Origin of the sequence: Motilimonas sp. 1_MG-2023, assembly GCF_030547455.1 — a bacterium.
Lineage (GTDB): Bacteria > Pseudomonadota > Gammaproteobacteria > Enterobacterales > CBDFNC01 > Motilimonas.
Window position 1 is genome coordinate 15,058 of sequence record NZ_JAUOPX010000050.1, and the last position, 15,708, is coordinate 30,765.

At 43.7% G+C, this 15,708-nt stretch carries 15 protein-coding genes; 3 read left to right on the forward strand and 12 right to left on the reverse strand.

All coding sequences use genetic code 11. From position 1 onward, the window contains the following. Nucleotides 1-63: 63 nt before the first annotated feature. The 3 genes from cgtA to rplU all read right to left on the reverse strand — a co-directional run bounded on the left by cgtA (nt 64) and on the right by rplU (nt 2,051). A complete protein-coding gene (gene cgtA, locus Q4519_RS18940; protein ID WP_232804005.1) occupies nt 64-1,227 on the reverse strand; it encodes an Obg family GTPase CgtA in 1,164 nt (387 codons plus the stop codon). Between the two features lie 239 nt (nt 1,228-1,466). Beyond that, nucleotides 1,467-1,724, reverse strand: a complete 258-nt coding sequence (gene rpmA, locus Q4519_RS18945) for a 50S ribosomal protein L27 (RefSeq protein WP_232804004.1) — start codon at nt 1,722-1,724, stop codon at nt 1,467-1,469. A 15-nt stretch (nt 1,725-1,739) separates the two neighbouring features. Further along, on the reverse strand, nt 1,740-2,051 hold the full coding sequence (rplU, locus tag Q4519_RS18950; RefSeq protein WP_232804003.1) for a 50S ribosomal protein L21: 312 nt from the start codon (nt 2,049-2,051) through the stop codon (nt 1,740-1,742). Between the two features lie 211 nt (nt 2,052-2,262). Here rplU and ispB point away from each other — a divergent pair, with 211 nt between their 5' ends. Next, nucleotides 2,263-3,234 carry an octaprenyl diphosphate synthase gene (gene ispB / locus Q4519_RS18955; RefSeq protein WP_232804002.1) on the forward strand — a complete coding sequence of 324 codons (972 nt, stop codon included), beginning with the start codon at nt 2,263-2,265 and terminating at the stop codon, nt 3,232-3,234. Nucleotides 3,235-3,314: 80 nt separating this feature from the next. Here ispB and Q4519_RS18960 read toward each other — a convergent pair whose 3' ends face one another. The 9 genes from Q4519_RS18960 to tsaE all read right to left on the reverse strand — a co-directional run bounded on the left by Q4519_RS18960 (nt 3,315) and on the right by tsaE (nt 13,227). Next, on the reverse strand, nt 3,315-4,628 hold the full coding sequence (locus Q4519_RS18960) for an adenylosuccinate synthase (RefSeq protein WP_303514998.1): 1,314 nt from the start codon (nt 4,626-4,628) through the stop codon (nt 3,315-3,317). 250 nt (nt 4,629-4,878) lie between these two features. Then, nucleotides 4,879-5,820: a protease modulator HflC gene (gene hflC, locus Q4519_RS18965; RefSeq protein WP_232804000.1), complete on the reverse strand. Its 942-nt coding sequence runs from the start codon at nt 5,818-5,820 to the stop codon at nt 4,879-4,881. Nucleotides 5,821-5,822: 2 nt separating this feature from the next. Beyond that, entirely contained in the window at nt 5,823-6,965 is a 1,143-nt protein-coding gene (hflK, locus tag Q4519_RS18970; protein WP_232803999.1) for an FtsH protease activity modulator HflK, read from the reverse strand. A gap of 49 nt (nt 6,966-7,014) precedes the next feature. Then, nucleotides 7,015-8,301 carry a ribosome rescue GTPase HflX gene (hflX, locus tag Q4519_RS18975; protein WP_232803998.1) on the reverse strand — a complete coding sequence of 429 codons (1,287 nt, stop codon included), beginning with the start codon at nt 8,299-8,301 and terminating at the stop codon, nt 7,015-7,017. Between the two features lie 53 nt (nt 8,302-8,354). Further along, on the reverse strand, nt 8,355-8,603 hold the full coding sequence (hfq, locus tag Q4519_RS18980; protein ID WP_232803997.1) for an RNA chaperone Hfq: 249 nt from the start codon (nt 8,601-8,603) through the stop codon (nt 8,355-8,357). 75 nt (nt 8,604-8,678) lie between these two features. Continuing rightward, nucleotides 8,679-9,605, reverse strand: coding sequence for a tRNA (adenosine(37)-N6)-dimethylallyltransferase MiaA (gene miaA / locus Q4519_RS18985; RefSeq protein WP_303515009.1), 927 nt, complete (start codon nt 9,603-9,605; stop codon nt 8,679-8,681). Next, entirely contained in the window at nt 9,595-11,448 is a 1,854-nt protein-coding gene (gene mutL, locus Q4519_RS18990; protein WP_303515012.1) for a DNA mismatch repair endonuclease MutL, read from the reverse strand. Before mutL ends, miaA begins: the two co-directional genes overlap by 11 nt. Before the next feature lie 2 nt (nt 11,449-11,450). After that, nucleotides 11,451-12,770 (reverse strand): N-acetylmuramoyl-L-alanine amidase, encoded by a 1,320-nt coding sequence (locus tag Q4519_RS18995; RefSeq protein ID WP_232803994.1) that lies wholly within the window; start codon nt 12,768-12,770, stop codon nt 11,451-11,453. Then, complete coding sequence (gene tsaE / locus Q4519_RS19000) at nt 12,763-13,227, reverse strand: tRNA (adenosine(37)-N6)-threonylcarbamoyltransferase complex ATPase subunit type 1 TsaE (protein WP_303515016.1); 465 nt, start codon at nt 13,225-13,227, stop codon at nt 12,763-12,765. The genes Q4519_RS18995 and tsaE overlap by 8 nt, the downstream gene beginning before the upstream one ends. A 280-nt stretch (nt 13,228-13,507) precedes the next feature. On the opposite strand from tsaE, the gene queG reads away from it, so the two are divergent. Next, nucleotides 13,508-14,638, forward strand: a complete 1,131-nt coding sequence (gene queG, locus Q4519_RS19005) for a tRNA epoxyqueuosine(34) reductase QueG (protein WP_303515019.1) — start codon at nt 13,508-13,510, stop codon at nt 14,636-14,638. A gap of 117 nt (nt 14,639-14,755) precedes the next feature. Further along, nucleotides 14,756-15,493, forward strand: a complete 738-nt coding sequence (ppgK, locus tag Q4519_RS19010; protein WP_232803991.1) for a polyphosphate--glucose phosphotransferase — start codon at nt 14,756-14,758, stop codon at nt 15,491-15,493. Nucleotides 15,494-15,708: the final 215 nt, after the last annotated feature.

Sequence of the window (15,708 nt, forward strand, 5' to 3'; positions counted from 1 at the left end):
AAGCTTAAGAAAGCAAAAACCGCACAGAGTGCGGCTTTTGTTTAGATGAAATAAGTATTTTAATTAAGGGGTATAAATAAACTCTATCCCTTCGTCATCTTCTTCATCCCAGTCATCATCTTCATCATCCCAATCGGTAGCTTCTTCAATTGCCGATTTATGGTAATTATCCCATTTAAATTCAACTTGCTCTTGGGTCTCTGACTCGTCAGACTCTTTTGGTAAGCTTTCCATGTAATCCGCTAGTTCAAGGCAAAGTTCTTTGGTTCCCTGCTTACTGGCCGCAGCAATTTTGTAATACTTATCTTGCCAATCTAACGCAGCCAGTACGCTATCGATGGTTTCTTGTGCTTCATCTTCTAGCACCAAATCGATTTTGTTAAAAATTAGCCAACGCGGTTTACTTGCCAATTTAGGACTGTGTTTTTCTAACTCTTCGATAATGACTTTAGCATTCTCGGCAGGATCGGATCCGTCGGCAGGTAATAGATCGATCATATGAAGTAACACACGACAACGCTCTAAATGCTTAAGAAAGCGTACGCCTAAACCCGCCCCCTCAGCAGCACCTTCTATTAACCCTGGAATGTCAGCAACCACAAAACTACGCTCGCCACTTAAGCCAACAACGCCTAAGCTTGGGATCAAGGTCGTAAATGGGTAATCAGCTACCTTAGGTGTTGCAGCTGAAACAGCGCGTATAAAGGTTGATTTACCGGCATTCGGTAACCCCAGCATCCCAACATCAGCAAGTAACATTAATTCGAGCATTAAGTCGCGAACTTCACCTGCCGTGCCCATGGTCTTTTGACGAGGAGCGCGGTTTACACTGCTTTTAAAACGGGTATTTCCCAAGCCATGGAAGCCGCCCTTAGCGACCATTAATTTTTGGCCATGATGAGTCAAATCACCGATCACTTCGCCAGTATCTATGTCTGACGCACGGGTACCAACAGGTACCATCATGATCTTGTCGGATCCTCGCGATCCGGTACAACCACGACTTTGACCATTTTGGCCACGCTCAGCAGCATAAAAGCGTTGAAAGCGAAAATCGATTAAGGTGTTTAAATTTTCGTCAGCAACTAAATATACGTCACCGCCATCACCGCCATCACCGCCATCAGGGCCACCATTTGGAATATATTTTTCTCGGCGGAAGCTTACCACACCATTGCCGCCGTCACCGGCCTGCACTTTTACTTTTGCTTCATCAACAAACTTCATTTCTTACTCCCGCCAAAAAATTCGCCAGCATTAGATAGGATCATCAATGCAGATCTAAATAGTGTTGGCTTATCTCATCTACTCGATGAATATTAGCCTACTTATCACTGAGACAGAGACTATAGCAAAAAGTGATCTATCTCTCACTCTTTCAATGTCCACATCTAAAAAAATCTCAGTGTCTTAAAAAACAAAAAAACCCGCCGAAGCGGGTTTTTTACAAGTTATATGGTTACTGATTATTCAGCAACAATACTAATGTATTTACGGTTTAGGCGACCTTTCACTTCAAATTTCACAGTGCCTGTAGCAGTTGCGAAAAGAGTGTGGTCTTTACCTAGGCCTACATTAGTACCAGCGTGGAATTTAGTACCACGTTGACGAACTAAAATGTTACCCGCAAGAACTGATTCGCCACCAAAACGCTTAACACCTAGGCGTTTGCTTTCTGAATCGCGACCGTTACGAGTACTACCACCAGCTTTTTTATGTGCCATTTTTAAGTACCCCTATTAAGCGTTGATTGCAGTGATTTTCACTTCTGTGAACCACTGACGATGACCGGCTTGTTTGCGAGAATGCTTACGACGACGGAACTTAACGATTTTTACTTTATCGCCACGACCGTGAGAAACAATTTCAGCAACTACTTTGCCGCCTGCTACAAATGGTGCGCCAACTTTAACGTCGTCGCCATTTGCTACTAATAAAACTTCTTCAAAATCTACAGAAGCACCTGTTTCTAGATCTAGTTTTTCTAGACGTAAAGTTTGGCCTTCTGTAACGCGATGCTGTTTACCACCGCTTTGAATAACAGCGTACATGTCTATTACTCCGTGCTGGCTATTATTTTGAGCCAGATTACTTAATCACAATGGGGGCGGATTGTACGCAAATCACACCAAGCTGGCAAGACGAAAATGCAAAAAATTTAAAATCTTTCTTGTTCTTGTTAAAGCACTGCTAAAATCATTGTTTTGCTGTAAAATACTGAGCTAATTTCCGGTTTCATCAAGATAATTAACAGAGCGTAGAATGGACCTAAAACAGATCCAACACTTATCCAAAAACGACATGGACCAAGTGAATCAACTGATAGCAAAAAGACTGAGCTCAGACGTTGCCCTTATCAATCAGTTAGGCCTATATATCATCAACAGTGGGGGCAAACGTATTCGCCCGTTATTGACTGTTTTAGCCGCTCGAGCACTTGGTTATCAAGGCGATCAGCACGTGCAACTTGCTGCCATCATTGAATTTATTCATACCGCCACCTTACTTCATGATGATGTAGTGGATGAATCAGAATTACGCCGAGGCCGTGAAACAGCCAATAACTTATTCGGTAATGCCGCCAGTGTATTGGTTGGTGACTTTCTCTATACGCGCTCATTTCAAATGATGACAGAGCTGGAGAATTTGAAGGTAATGAACATCCTTTCAGATTCCACCAATGTGATTGCCGAAGGTGAAGTGATGCAGCTGATTAACTGTAATGATGCTGACACCACAGAAGCCTCGTATATGCAGGTTATTTACTGCAAAACAGCGCGATTATTTGAAGCTGCAACCCACCTTATGGCGGTTATCAGTAATCAAGATCCAGCCATTGAAAAAGCCATGCAAAATTACGGTAAATACCTTGGCACAGCCTTCCAGCTAGTCGATGATGTAATGGATTACACTGCTGACGCTAAAGAAATGGGCAAGAATGTCGGTGACGATCTCGCCGAGGGTAAACCAACGCTACCCTTGATCTATGCGCTGCAACAAGGGGATCCTGCGCAACAACAAAGGATCCGCGAAGCCATTGAACTTGGTAATGGCATGGATCACCTTGATGAGATCTTAGGGATCCTCAAGCATACCAAAGCAATTGAGTACACAGAACAACGGGCACAGGAAGAAGCAGATAAAGCGATAGCAGCACTGAGCATTCTTCCTCAATCAGAATACAAGGATGCTTTAGTAGGGCTTGTTGGGCTGGCTGTAAAGCGCGTTAGCTAGTAAAGGATAAGCTCACACTTTGTGTATATTTTGGATATAAAAAAAGCCGCAAATGCGGCTTTTTTCGTTGCTAATCCATTTTATGCAAATGGATTAACTAGCACCATCGTTTCGTTACGATCTGGGCCTGTAGAGATAATATCCATAGGCACACCCGTTACTTCTTCTAGACGCTTGATATATGCTTGTGCATTCGCAGGTAGCGCATCAAAAGAAGTCACACCAAAAGTTGGCTCGTCCCAACCTGGCATTTCTTCATACACTGGCTCAACCACTTCGTAGCCTTCAGCGGCCATTGGTGGTACATCAAGAATTTCGCCTGTCGGCGTTTTGTAACCAGTACAAATCTTGATAGTCTTAAGACCGTCTAATACATCTAGTTTAGTTAAACAAAAACCAGAGATGCTATTGATCTGAATTGCGCGCTTGATAGCAACCGCATCAAACCAACCTGTACGACGTAAACGACCAGTAGTGGCACCAAACTCATGACCAACCGTACCTAAATGTTTACCGTCCGCATCTAGCTTATCGATGCCGTCATATAGCTCTGTCGGAAAAGGACCAGAGCCAACACGCGTTGTGTATGCTTTAACAATACCGAGTACATAATCAATGTAACGTGGGCCAAAACCACTGCCCGTTGCCACGCCACCTGCCGTCGTGTTTGACGAAGTTACGTACGGATAAGTACCGTGGTCAATATCAAGTAAGGTACCTTGTGCACCTTCAAACATGATGTTATCGCCATTTAAGCGTGCTTTATCAAGTACGTCGGTTACATCAACAACCATACCTGTGAGCATTTCAGCAACTTCTTTGGCTTGCGCTAATACTGCTTCATAGCTAACAGCTTCAGCTTTGTAGTACTGAGTTAACTGGAAGTTATGGTATTCAACCACTTCTTTCAATTTAGCTGCGAAGTCTGCAAAATTCTTAAGATCACCAACACGTAGACCGCGTCGAGCTACTTTATCTTCGTAAGCAGGACCAATGCCACGACCGGTTGTACCGATTGCTTTTTTGCCGCGCGCTGTTTCGCGAGCCACATCAAGCGCTACATGGTAAGGTAAAATTAGTGGACACGCTTCACTGATCACTAAACGTTCGCGCACTGGTACACCTTTCGCTTCAAGCATGGTCATTTCTTTAACCAAAGCTTGAGGACATAGTACAACACCGTTGCCTATGATACAGGTCACGTTTTCACGTAGCACACCAGAAGGAATTAAATGAAGAACGGTTTTTTCACCGTCAATTACCAGAGTATGACCGGCATTGTGACCGCCCTGATAGCGAACCACATATTTTGCTCGATCCGTAAGCAAATCAACTACTTTGCCTTTACCTTCGTCACCCCACTGGGTGCCGAGAACAACAACATTCTTACCCATTTTCACTTTTCGCGGTTACTTATTAAAACGGGATTCTAGCAAATTTTATAGTCGAAAGGTGAATGTTTTTTTCCACAAAATAGTTATATATGCAGAAATAAAAGTATAACAATGCCTTCACTAACTACTACACGCTGAAAAATCAATGATATGTTCATCAAGCTATGCCTTTGTAAAACAAGTAGGGCTGGCACCATTGTAAATAAAAAAGGCCAGCTAGGCTGGCCTTTCAACTGACGACATTAAGCTATTACGGCTGCTTAATAGCGCCATCCATGTAACGGAAAAATTCCGAATCAGGGCTTAACACCATCACGTCACTTTTATCTTTGAAGCTATCCCGGTAAGCATCTAAGCTACGAATGAAAGCATAGAACTCAGGATCTTTACCGTAAGTATCAGCATAAATTTTTGCAGCTAATGCGTCACCGTCACCGCGCATTTCACGAGATTTACGATTTGCATCCGCTAGCATCACTGCCACTTTACGGTCGATATTAGCGCGGATAATCGTCGCCTTTTCTTGACCTTGCGAGCGATGCTCTTTTGCTACCGCGGCACGCTCAGCGCGCATACGCTTGTAGATACTTGAGCGCACTTCAGTCGGCAGTTCAATTTGCTTAATACGCACATCAAGAACGCGCACACCTAGCTCATCAGAACTTTGTTTACCAACATCAACGCCATCTTCAAGAGCTTTTGCTGCATTTTCAGCGCTTTGTGTACCATCGAGTACCTTAAGAGCGTTAATCATTACATCATCACGTTCGCCAGAAACGATCTCTTGGATGGTACGAGCACCAATTTCATTACGCAGGGCATTACCCACCTTGCGTTTTAATAGATCCGCAGCCATCTCAAAGTTACCACCTGTGGCAAGGTAGAACTTGGCAAAGTCTTCTACTTCCCATTTCACGTAAGAGTTAATAATTAAATCTTTCTTTTCAGAAGTAACAAAACGGTCAGATGCATCATCTAAGGTTTGAATACGCGCATCCATGGTGCGAATAGTCTCAAACAATGGCAACTTAAAATGCAAACCAGGTTCAAATACATGAGGCATACCATCAGCATCACGTTGTACTTTACCAAACTTAATTACAATTGCTTTATGGCCTTCTTGCACCACAAACACCGATGAAAAACCCACCAATAAAGTTGCGGCAAGGATAATCAATATTAATTTTTTCATGATTATTCTCTCCCTGAACGAATTCGTGTGCTGCGCACAGGCGTGTCATTTATCGTGATATCAGTATTGTAAGTTGAGTTTACATCTGACTGCGATGGCATACTTTCAACCGATTTAGTTTGCTTAGACTGTTGCATAATTTTGTCTAAGGGTAGATACATCATGCTGTTACTACCTTGGCTATCAAGTAATACTTTGCTGGTGTTACTTAATACTGACTGCATCGTTTCAATGTATAAACGTTCGCGGGTCACTTCTGGCGCCGCACGATATTGAGGAAGCAAGGCTTCAAAACGAGCCACTTCACCTTGTGCTTGCAAAGTTACTTGCTCTTTGTAAGCAATTGCTTCTTGCTCTATACGTTTAACTTGACCGCGTGCTGTCGGCTCTTTTTCACGCTCGTACGCTTCAGCTTCGCGAATAAAACGCTCTTCATCTTCTTGCGCTGCAATGGCATCATCAAATGCATCTTTGACTTCCACCGGAGGACGAGCAGGTAAGAAGTTAACATCAATCACTTGTAAACCCATATTGTAGGGTTCAGTGATCTCTTCTAACTTGTTCCAAGTATCTTTACGAACGACATCACGGCCTGTTGTCAGCACATTATTCATTTGGGTGTGACCAACAACATAACGCAATGCACTGTCTAACGCTTGCGATAAACTATCATCAGCATTGGTCACGCTAAATAGATATTGCTTAGGATCTACAACTTTATATTGCACATCCATTTCAACCTCAACCACGTTCTCATCGGCTGTTAGCATTGACCCCTTACCGCGTAATGACCGAATGGTATTGACGTCAACAGGAATGACTTGATCGATAAATTTTGGATTCCATTGTAAGCCAGGTAATACAGTTTCGTGATAACCACCAAAACGCAATACCACGCCGCGCTCCGCTTCTTTGATGGTGTAAAAACCACTTACGCCCCAAATTAGCAAACCGATAACAACAACAATCATAATGCCAAAAGAGCTGACATCACCACCGCCACCTTTGCCACCAAAAACGCCGCCAAACTTACCACTTAGCTTTTTGAACACTTCATCCAAATCAGGGGGTCCCTGATTCTTATTGTTGTTCTGCCATGGGTCGCGGTCTTTATTACCACCATTTCCAGGCTCATTCCAGGCCATTCTACTCTCCACTTACTAGAAGATATTAATCAATAAATGTAACAGGCATTTAAGATGCAATAAAGGTTTGAATAACCTCTCCTTGCTGTTTTAAAAGTCGCTCCCAATCGATCGCCGTCATGCGGACATCGATATTCCAGCCACCTGCATCATCAAACACTTCATGTTCAATACAATTCAGTGCATACAGTGTACTACGTAATTTACCTGCCGTAGGGGGCAATGCTAAATGTTTCGTCACCATTGCACCAGCTAAACGCTGAGTTAACGCTCTAAATAATAAATCAATTCCCAGATCATCTTTGGCTGAAAGGTATACGTGAGTTGCGACACCTTCATCATTATAAACAATCTTTGGCTCGCGCCCTTCTACCGCATCGATCTTGTTCATCACAATTAACTGCGGTACTTCATCAGCATCAATTTCGGCTAAAACAGACTCGACTTCACGCATATTGTCTTCATAGCGCTCATCAGAGCAATCGACAACATGTAATAAAATGTCTGCTTCGCGAGTTTCTTCAAGGGTTGCTTTAAATGCCGCAACCAAATCATGAGGCAAATGTCGAATAAAGCCAACGGTATCCGCCAAAATGGTATTACCCACATCCGCTATTTCAATTTTCCGTAACGTCGGATCCAACGTCGCAAATAATTGGTCCGCCGCATAGACATCAGCGCGCGTTAACCGATTAAATAAGGTGGACTTGCCCGCATTGGTATAGCCCACTAAAGAAACCGTAGGTACTTCATTACGTTGACGTGAACGCCGACCTTGCTCGCGTTGTTTCGCAACCTTATCTAAACGTCTTAAAATAGCCTTGATTCGCTCACGTAATAAGCGGCGATCCGTTTCTAACTGAGTTTCCCCCGGACCCCGCAAGCCTATACCACCCTTTTGTCGCTCTAAGTGCGTCCAGCCGCGAATTAAGCGTGTCGACAGGTGGCGCAGTTGTGCTAACTCAACTTGCAACTTACCTTCATGGGTTCGTGCCCGTTGCGCAAAAATATCCAAAATCAGTGAAGTCCGATCTAACACTCGACATTGGCATAATTTTTCTAAATTACGCTCTTGTCCCGGCGATAAGGCATGATTAAAAATAATGACATCGGCTTCGAATAAACTGACTTGTTGGGCAATTTCTTCTGCTTTACCACTACCAACAAAATATTTAGGGTGAGGGCTGGAACGGCTTCCGGTCACAGTAGATACTGCATTTACGCCCGCAGAACTGACTAACATTTCAAGCTCTACTAGATCTTCTCGTTCGCCTTCTTCACGAAAATCGATATGAACCAATATAGCCTGTTCACCTGCTTCATAACGGTCAAACAAGCAAAAAACTCCTTAAAAAAAGGTGGAGACTTGCTCCACCAAAAAAATCAAAATTATTCCCCGCCTTCAGTGCCACCTGCCGTACCGGTATGGTGACTAACAGGGCGTGCTGGAACGACGGTTGAAATCGCGTGTTTGTAAACCATTTGGTTTACCGTGTTCTTTAATAGAATCACGAACTGGTCAAATGACTCTATTTGACCTTGTAACTTAATACCATTAACCAGATAAATTGATACTGGAATCCTTTCACGACGCAAAGCGTTTAAAAAAGGGTCTTGTAATGATTGCCCCTTGGCCATTTCTTATTTTCCTTATTGTTTTGTTGTTATAAAAAAATGCGCATAACGTAAGATTATATACATGCTTTATTTAATCTAGCCAATAACTTGTACAATTTTATCAATATTTTCTCTACTTCCTGGCTCAAGTGTGATCAAGTCCGACCATCCTCGCAACCAAGTAATTTGACGCTTAGCTAATTGACGCGTAGCGACAACACCACGGTAGACCATTTCTTGGTGAGAAAGTTCACTCGCTAAATATTGCCACATTTGGCGATAGCCCACCGAGCGCATAGAAGGCAGATCAATGTGTAAGTCACCTCGTGCGTACAAAGCACGTACTTCATCTTCAAAGCCAGCTTCTAACATTTTCATATAACGTTGTTCAATACGTTGATGCAAAGTTTGCCGATCATCTGACATCAAAGCAAATTGATGCACCTGATAAGGCAAGGGTGGCGCCTTCGTTTTAGTTAACTCTGTCAAGGTCTTCCCTGTTAGTCGGTAAACCTCAAGAGCACGAGACAAACGTTGCGGATCATTTGGGTGAATACGGTTCGCCGCAACAGGATCAATAGCCATCAACTCACCATGTAACGCCTGCCAACCTAAGGTTTCAGCTTGCTGCTCTATCTCTGCTCTAATCGCCGTATCGGCTTCCGGTAACGGTGATAAACCTTCTAGTAAGGCTTTAAAATAAAGCATCGTGCCACCCACTAATAATGGTGTGCGGCCTTTACTAATCGATTGTTCCATTAAAGCCAATGCATCACGCCGAAAATCAGCCGCTGAATATGACTCTGACGGGTCTAAAATATCAATTAGCTGATGCGGCGCCTTAGCTAATTCTTCGGCTGTAGGCTTAGCCGTACCGATGTCCATATCACGATAAATTAATGCGGAGTCAACGCTAATCACGTCACAAGGCATTCTTTGAGCAATCTCTATTGCTAAATCAGTTTTACCTGAAGCAGTCGGGCCCATTAAAAAAATCGCTTGTGGGTGGTTATTATTCAACATCAAAACTCTTTATTGTGGTGGCTAAATCAACTTGACGTAATAAAACGTCACTATGAGCAGTTAAGGATTCACCTAACTGTTGCTGTAATTGCAGCATCAACTGTTGCGCGCCAAGCCAATCAAAGGTGTGCTTATGCTGACTAATTCGACCAGCCAGCCACCAACACGCCGCTTCAATTTTTTCCCCTGCGAGCTCGTTCATTTCAGGCGCCAGTTGTTGCAATAAACCAACCACAATGTCACTTTGTGGCACATTACGCATTTGTGGCGGCACCTGACACACAATAATGGTGTCGTTACCTTGGGTTTTCAACTGCAAGCCTAATTTATTCAAGCTTTCTTGATGAAACTTTGCTACATCGAGCAACTCTGCTCCCACACATACGGAAACAGGTAACAACAAAGGTTGCGATACCGGCCCTTGTTGAAAATATCCCAACAACTGATGATAAGTCACCAACTGCCACGCTTTTACCAGTGAAAGTAGTTGCAGGCGTTTCCCTTGTAGTAATAAAAAACGCTCATCGATTAAGGTTAACGGTACGCCTAAGCTGCTTTCAGTTATTGGCTCTTGCTGCTCCGAATCATTCGCAACGGGCAGCTGAGGTGGCGCTTGTGTCCACACCGACTCATTCAATGCATTCGTCGCCGACGAGGATGACCGATAGCCATGTGTCGTTTTGCCACTACTGTTTGAAAAAGAAGGTATACGCGGTGCTTCCGAGCGAGGTGAAGCGGTATAAGGACCATGAGACTCTGAAACGACCGTGCTATCAATTGACTCTGGTGTCGAAATATCACCTTGCTCTAACTGCGTTAAATTTTCTTTATTTAACTCACTAGACTCATTTTCCAACAAGGCGTCATTTAGCGTTTGTAATATAAAATCATGGACCAAACGCCCCTGATGAAAGCGCACTTCATGTTTCGCCGGATGCACATTAACGTCGACTTCCGCCGGATCCACTTGAATATAAATAATAAACCCAGCAAATGAATGGCTAGGTAACTTATCGGCATAAGCTTGTCGGATCGCATGATTTATCAATTTGTCGCGCATCATCCGGCCATTGACATAGCAGTATTGAACATCGTTTTGCGCGCGCGCCCCTTGTGGTTCAATAATCCAACCCGATAGCGCTAAATCACCGTGTTGAGCCTTAATCGCCAACGCATGCTGCATAAACTGATTAGAGCAAATGGCAGCTACGCGCTTTTCTTGTTGCGGTAACGTTAATGCCGGACGAAAGTTTTTGACCACCTTGCCATTATGCTTAAGGCTAAAATGTACTTCAAAATGACTTAGTGCTAAACGTTTGACCAATTCTTCAATGTGGCCAAATTCTGTTTTTTCTGAGCGTAAAAAACGCCTTCTTGCTGGGGTATTAAAAAACAGGTCCGCGACTTCTACCGAAGTGCCTACAGGATGGGCCACTGGCTGCACTTTAACTGCCATGTCCCGGCCTTCAGTGCAGGCCTGCCAGCCTTCGCTTTGCTCAGCGGTACAAGATGAGAAAGTTAAACGTGAAACTGAGCTAATACTGGCAAGCGCCTCGCCACGAAAACCTAAGCTTATAATGGCTTCAAGATCATCTAACGAGGTTACTTTACTCGTGGCATGGCGACTGAGTGCTAGCTGTAACTCCTCTTTAGCCACACCACTGCCATTATCGCGAATACGAATAAGCTTAGTGCCGCCCTTTTCTAACTCGATTTCAATTTTGCTAGCGCCGGCATCTAAGCTATTTTCAACGAGCTCTTTGACCACTGAAGCAGGTCGCTCTACCACTTCACCCGCTGCAATCTGGTTAGCAAGGCGAGGGGGTAATATTTGAATAGGCATAATTAACTACTTGGGATCTTAAGTTCTTGATCCACTCTAAGTTGGTCTGATTTTAATTGATTGGCTAGTTTTAGCTGACTCACACTTACGCCATAACGCTTAGCAATTACAGACAAACTTTCGCCGCGTTGAACCACGTGAGATTTTGCCGCGATTGCCGCAAAGTATGTCCCAACCGGTGGGTTATTAGCAAAATGACGCTTAACACCAACGTAAACCGCATTAGCAATTTTCTTTTGGTGCGAGGTAGTACGTAGTAACGCTTCTTCTTGTCGGTTGGTAATAAAACCCGCCTCCACTAGCAAAGAAGGAATATCTGGCGATTTCAAAACTGCGAGGCTAGCATGCTCTGGCCGTTTTTTATGTAAGGTGGTTACCTTACCTAGCTCCTTAAGCACTTCAACACTCACGCCATAACCAGTATTCATCGAATGGTCCATCGACATATCGAGTAGCGTGCGCGTTAGAAACAAGTCTTGCTCCGCCTTGTTAATCACTTCGCCAGCCCCACCCAGTAACTCTGATTGCTCTTCATGCTTTTCAATCCAACGACCAATCTCAGAGTTCGCGCGTCGAGTAGAGAGCACCCATACAGAAGCACCACGTGGCTTAGGATTATGGAATCCGTCAGCATGAATAGAAATCAATAGATCAGCCTGCGATTTCCTCGCTATATCGGAGCGTTTATTCAAATTAACAAAGTAGTCGCCGCTACGAATAAGCACGGCTTTCATGCCCTTTTCACGGTTGATCAACTCTGCCACGTGCTTTGCTATGGCGAGAGTAACGTTTTTTTCATAGGTTTTTTTGCCCAAGGCCCCAGGATCGTCACCGCCATGGCCAGCATCAACGGCAATAACTATATCTCGTTGACCATTTAAGCTAGGAGGGACGACCGGCTTCTTCGCGCTACTTTCTTTCGCTGGCTTGACATTATTATGTGGCAAGTCGATAACTAATCGATGGCCGTAAGGCTTAGTTGGCGTTAAAGAAAAAATAACTGGCTTGGTCGCTTTATTTAAATCGAACACCAAACGGAAAGTCCCTTTCTTTTTTGGCGTACTGGTACGGATAGCTTTAAGCAAAGGGCTAGTATTTTTAATTTTAGTAAGATCAAATTTACTGATAGGGCCATTAATGTCGACCACAATACGATCTGGCCCCGTTAATAAAAACGAATCATGTACTGGGGCCGAGGTTAAATCTAATACCACACGGGTGCTATCTGGTGACGGCCAAATTCGCACACCTTTAAGCTCACTGGCAACCCCATTAAAGCTTAATGTAAACAGACATAAAAATATTGCTATCAGCTTATTCATGTAACGACTCTAATTTTTCAATTATCTTTTGCCCCACAGCAGAGCGTGAACTTATCTCTATTTGCCGTTGTTGGCCTAAGTAAGTTAGGTTTATGATGATATCGGGCTCAGGTAATACTCCCAAGCCTTTGTCTGGCCATTCAATCAAACAATGACTATTGTCACTGAAGTAATCTCGAATCCCCATAAATTCAAGCTCTTCAGGATCTGCCAAGCGATATAAATCAAAATGATAAACCTGCCACTTTACCAGCTCATAAGGTTCAACCAAGGTATATGTAGGGCTTTTTACATTACCTGAATGACCAAGCCCTTGCACGAAGCCCCGCGTTAACGTGGTCTTGCCAGCACCTAGGTCTCCATAGAGAAAAAAACAACTGGCTTGATCACAACACTGACTCAGCTTTCGTCCAAATTCCACCGTTGCAACATCATCAACCAAAACCGTTTTAAACATGAAAGATATCAACCCATTAATTAACAACAGTAATAAGCAAGAAGCTTATTCAACAAACCGAAACTCGACGCAAACTGAACCAACGCAGTATCATAAGAAAGCGCTATGAAACTGCAAAAAATTCATAATAGATGCAATCATAACTGATAATACCCTGCTCATACTATATTTGACTATGCACAAGAGAATAAGATGTTAGCTTAAACAATAAAACCGCCGCGCTGCCTTACTCTTATGCTTATGATAAACTGACGCCCAAGTAATAACAGTGGCCTTCCCCATGACAGAGCAAACACTTGAACAATTAGCACACAATATCAAACAGTGGGGCCGAGAGCTGGGCTTTCAGCAGGTAGGTATCGCAGATATAGACCTCAGTGAGCATGAAGCCGAATTACAGCAATGGTTAGACGCCAATTACCACGGTGAAATGGAATATATGTCTCGTCACGGCATGATGCGGGCACGTCCCAACGAGCTTCATCCTGGCACACTGCGCGTTATTTCTGTGCGCATGGATTACTTACCACCCGATGCCAGCTTTGCCAACGATCTCAAACAGACAGACATAGGCTACATCAGTCGCTACGCCCTAGGCCGCGATTATCATAAAGTGATGCGACAACGGCTCAAACAATTAGGAGAGCACATTAAACAAAGCTGCAATGAATTAGACTATCGACCCTTTGTTGATTCAGCGCCAATATTAGAGCGCCCGCTCGCAGCTAACGCAGGTTTAGGCTGGGTTGGTAAACATTCTCTCGTGCTTGATGAGCAAGCTGGCTCTTGGTTTTTCTTAGGCGAGCTATTGGTAAACCTCCCCTTACCAGTTGATCAGCCGATTCAAGAAAAATGCGGTAGCTGCGTTGCTTGTATCACTATTTGTCCAACTCAAGCCATTGTCGAGCCATATGTTGTTGATGCTAGGCGCTGTATTTCCTACCTGACCATAGAACTAAATGGCCCTATACCAGAAGAATTTAGGCCCTTAATAGGCAATCGTATTTATGGCTGTGACGACTGCCAACTCATTTGCCCGTGGAATCGCTACGCAAAGCTTACTGATGAAATCGACTTTCACCCTCGTGCGCAGCTTAAGAGCCAGCAGTTATTAACCCTATTTAGTTGGACTGAAACTGAGTTTTTGCAACGCACAGAAGGCTCTCCCATACGTCGTATTGGTTTTGAACGTTGGCAACGAAATATTGCTGTAGCGTTAGGTAACGCAGCGCATCAGGAAAAAATTATCAAGGCATTAGAGCATGGCTTAGCGAGCGCAACATCAAACCTCGTTCAAGAGCATATCCAATGGGCATTAACACAACAGCAACAAAAGTCTGATTTAATATCGGCAAAAAAAACACAGCGTTTAATCCGTAGCATAGAAAAAGGCTTGCCCCGAGACGCATAGTTAAGGTGGTACATAATTCGACTAAGCTCAAACTTAACGTGACCAATCTAGCCCTTTACTTGTGAAATATTCATTCTCAGGGCATCCTTTTGAAAAACAATTATTAAGGTAATTCAAATGCAAATATTAGGTGTTGATATTGGCGGCTCAGGCATTAAAGGTGCCATCGTAGATACACAAACGGGCGAGTTAGTCACAGAGCGACATCGTATTGCAACGCCGCAACCGGCTACGCCAGAAGCCGTTGCCGAGACACTCAAACAACTTGTTGACCATTTTCAATGGCAAGGCCCAATTGGCTGTGGATTTCCTGCAACAGTAGTGCACGGTGTCGCTAAAACAGCATCAAATATAGACAAAAGCTGGATCAATACAGATGCGGCAAAGCTTTTCGCCACCAACACACAATGCCCTTGCTTTGTGGTAAATGATGCTGATGCAGCAGGAATGGCAGAATTTACCTTCGGAGCAGGTAAAAATAAATCGGGAGTGGTTGTGTTGATCACCATAGGCACGGGCTTAGGCACGGCTGTTTTCACTAACGGACAACTGCTACCGAACACTGAACTAGGTCACATTATATTAGAAGGAATGGTTGCCGAGCACTACACCGCGGACTCAACCCGCAAGAAAGAAGACCTTAGTTGGAGCAAATGGGGCAAGCGCTTTAATTTGTACCTACAGCGCTTGGAGTTTTTACTCTCACCTGACTGCTTTATTCTAGGCGGTGGTGCCAGTAAAAAACTAGAAAAGTTTGTTGATCAATTAGAAACCAACGCGGAAGTGATCCCAGCGCAATCTCTTAACCAAGCAGGCATTATTGGTGCAGCTCTGTATGCAAAAAGCCAGCTTTAAATAAAAATAAAATTAAAACCTAACTTATTAAAGGCGACCTGATGGTCGTTTTTTTCGTTTAAATAAAGCAAAGATAAAACAATGACACGAGATAGTAAACGATGGATAGTAATAGCTTGATAGGAGTGTATTAGGAAAGATTTGGAGCGGTACACGAGGCTCGAACTCGTGACCTCAACCTTGGCAAGGTTGCGCTCTACCAGCTGAGCTAGTAC

Bases quoted from the DNA above. Each gene is read 5' to 3' on its own strand.
- cgtA (WP_232804005.1), bottom strand. From the start codon at position 1,227: ATGAAGTTTGTTGATGAAGCAAAAGTAAAAGTGCAGGCCGGTGACGGC.
- rpmA (WP_232804004.1), bottom strand. From the start codon at position 1,724: ATGGCACATAAAAAAGCTGGTGGTAGTACTCGTAACGGTCGCGATTCA.
- rplU (WP_232804003.1), bottom strand. From the start codon at position 2,051: ATGTACGCTGTTATTCAAAGCGGTGGTAAACAGCATCGCGTTACAGAA.
- ispB (WP_232804002.1), top strand. From the start codon at position 2,263: ATGGACCTAAAACAGATCCAACACTTATCCAAAAACGACATGGACCAA.
- Q4519_RS18960 (WP_303514998.1), bottom strand. From the start codon at position 4,628: ATGGGTAAGAATGTTGTTGTTCTCGGCACCCAGTGGGGTGACGAAGGT.
- hflC (WP_232804000.1), bottom strand. From the start codon at position 5,820: ATGAAAAAATTAATATTGATTATCCTTGCCGCAACTTTATTGGTGGGT.
- hflK (WP_232803999.1), bottom strand. From the start codon at position 6,965: ATGGCCTGGAATGAGCCTGGAAATGGTGGTAATAAAGACCGCGACCCA.
- hfq (WP_232803997.1), bottom strand. From the start codon at position 8,603: ATGGCCAAGGGGCAATCATTACAAGACCCTTTTTTAAACGCTTTGCGT.
- miaA (WP_303515009.1), bottom strand. From the start codon at position 9,605: ATGTTGAATAATAACCACCCACAAGCGATTTTTTTAATGGGCCCGACT.
- mutL (WP_303515012.1), bottom strand. From the start codon at position 11,448: ATGCCTATTCAAATATTACCCCCTCGCCTTGCTAACCAGATTGCAGCG.
- Q4519_RS18995 (WP_232803994.1), bottom strand. From the start codon at position 12,770: ATGAATAAGCTGATAGCAATATTTTTATGTCTGTTTACATTAAGCTTT.
- tsaE (WP_303515016.1), bottom strand. From the start codon at position 13,227: ATGTTTAAAACGGTTTTGGTTGATGATGTTGCAACGGTGGAATTTGGA.
- queG (WP_303515019.1), top strand. From the start codon at position 13,508: ATGACAGAGCAAACACTTGAACAATTAGCACACAATATCAAACAGTGG.
- ppgK (WP_232803991.1), top strand. From the start codon at position 14,756: ATGCAAATATTAGGTGTTGATATTGGCGGCTCAGGCATTAAAGGTGCC.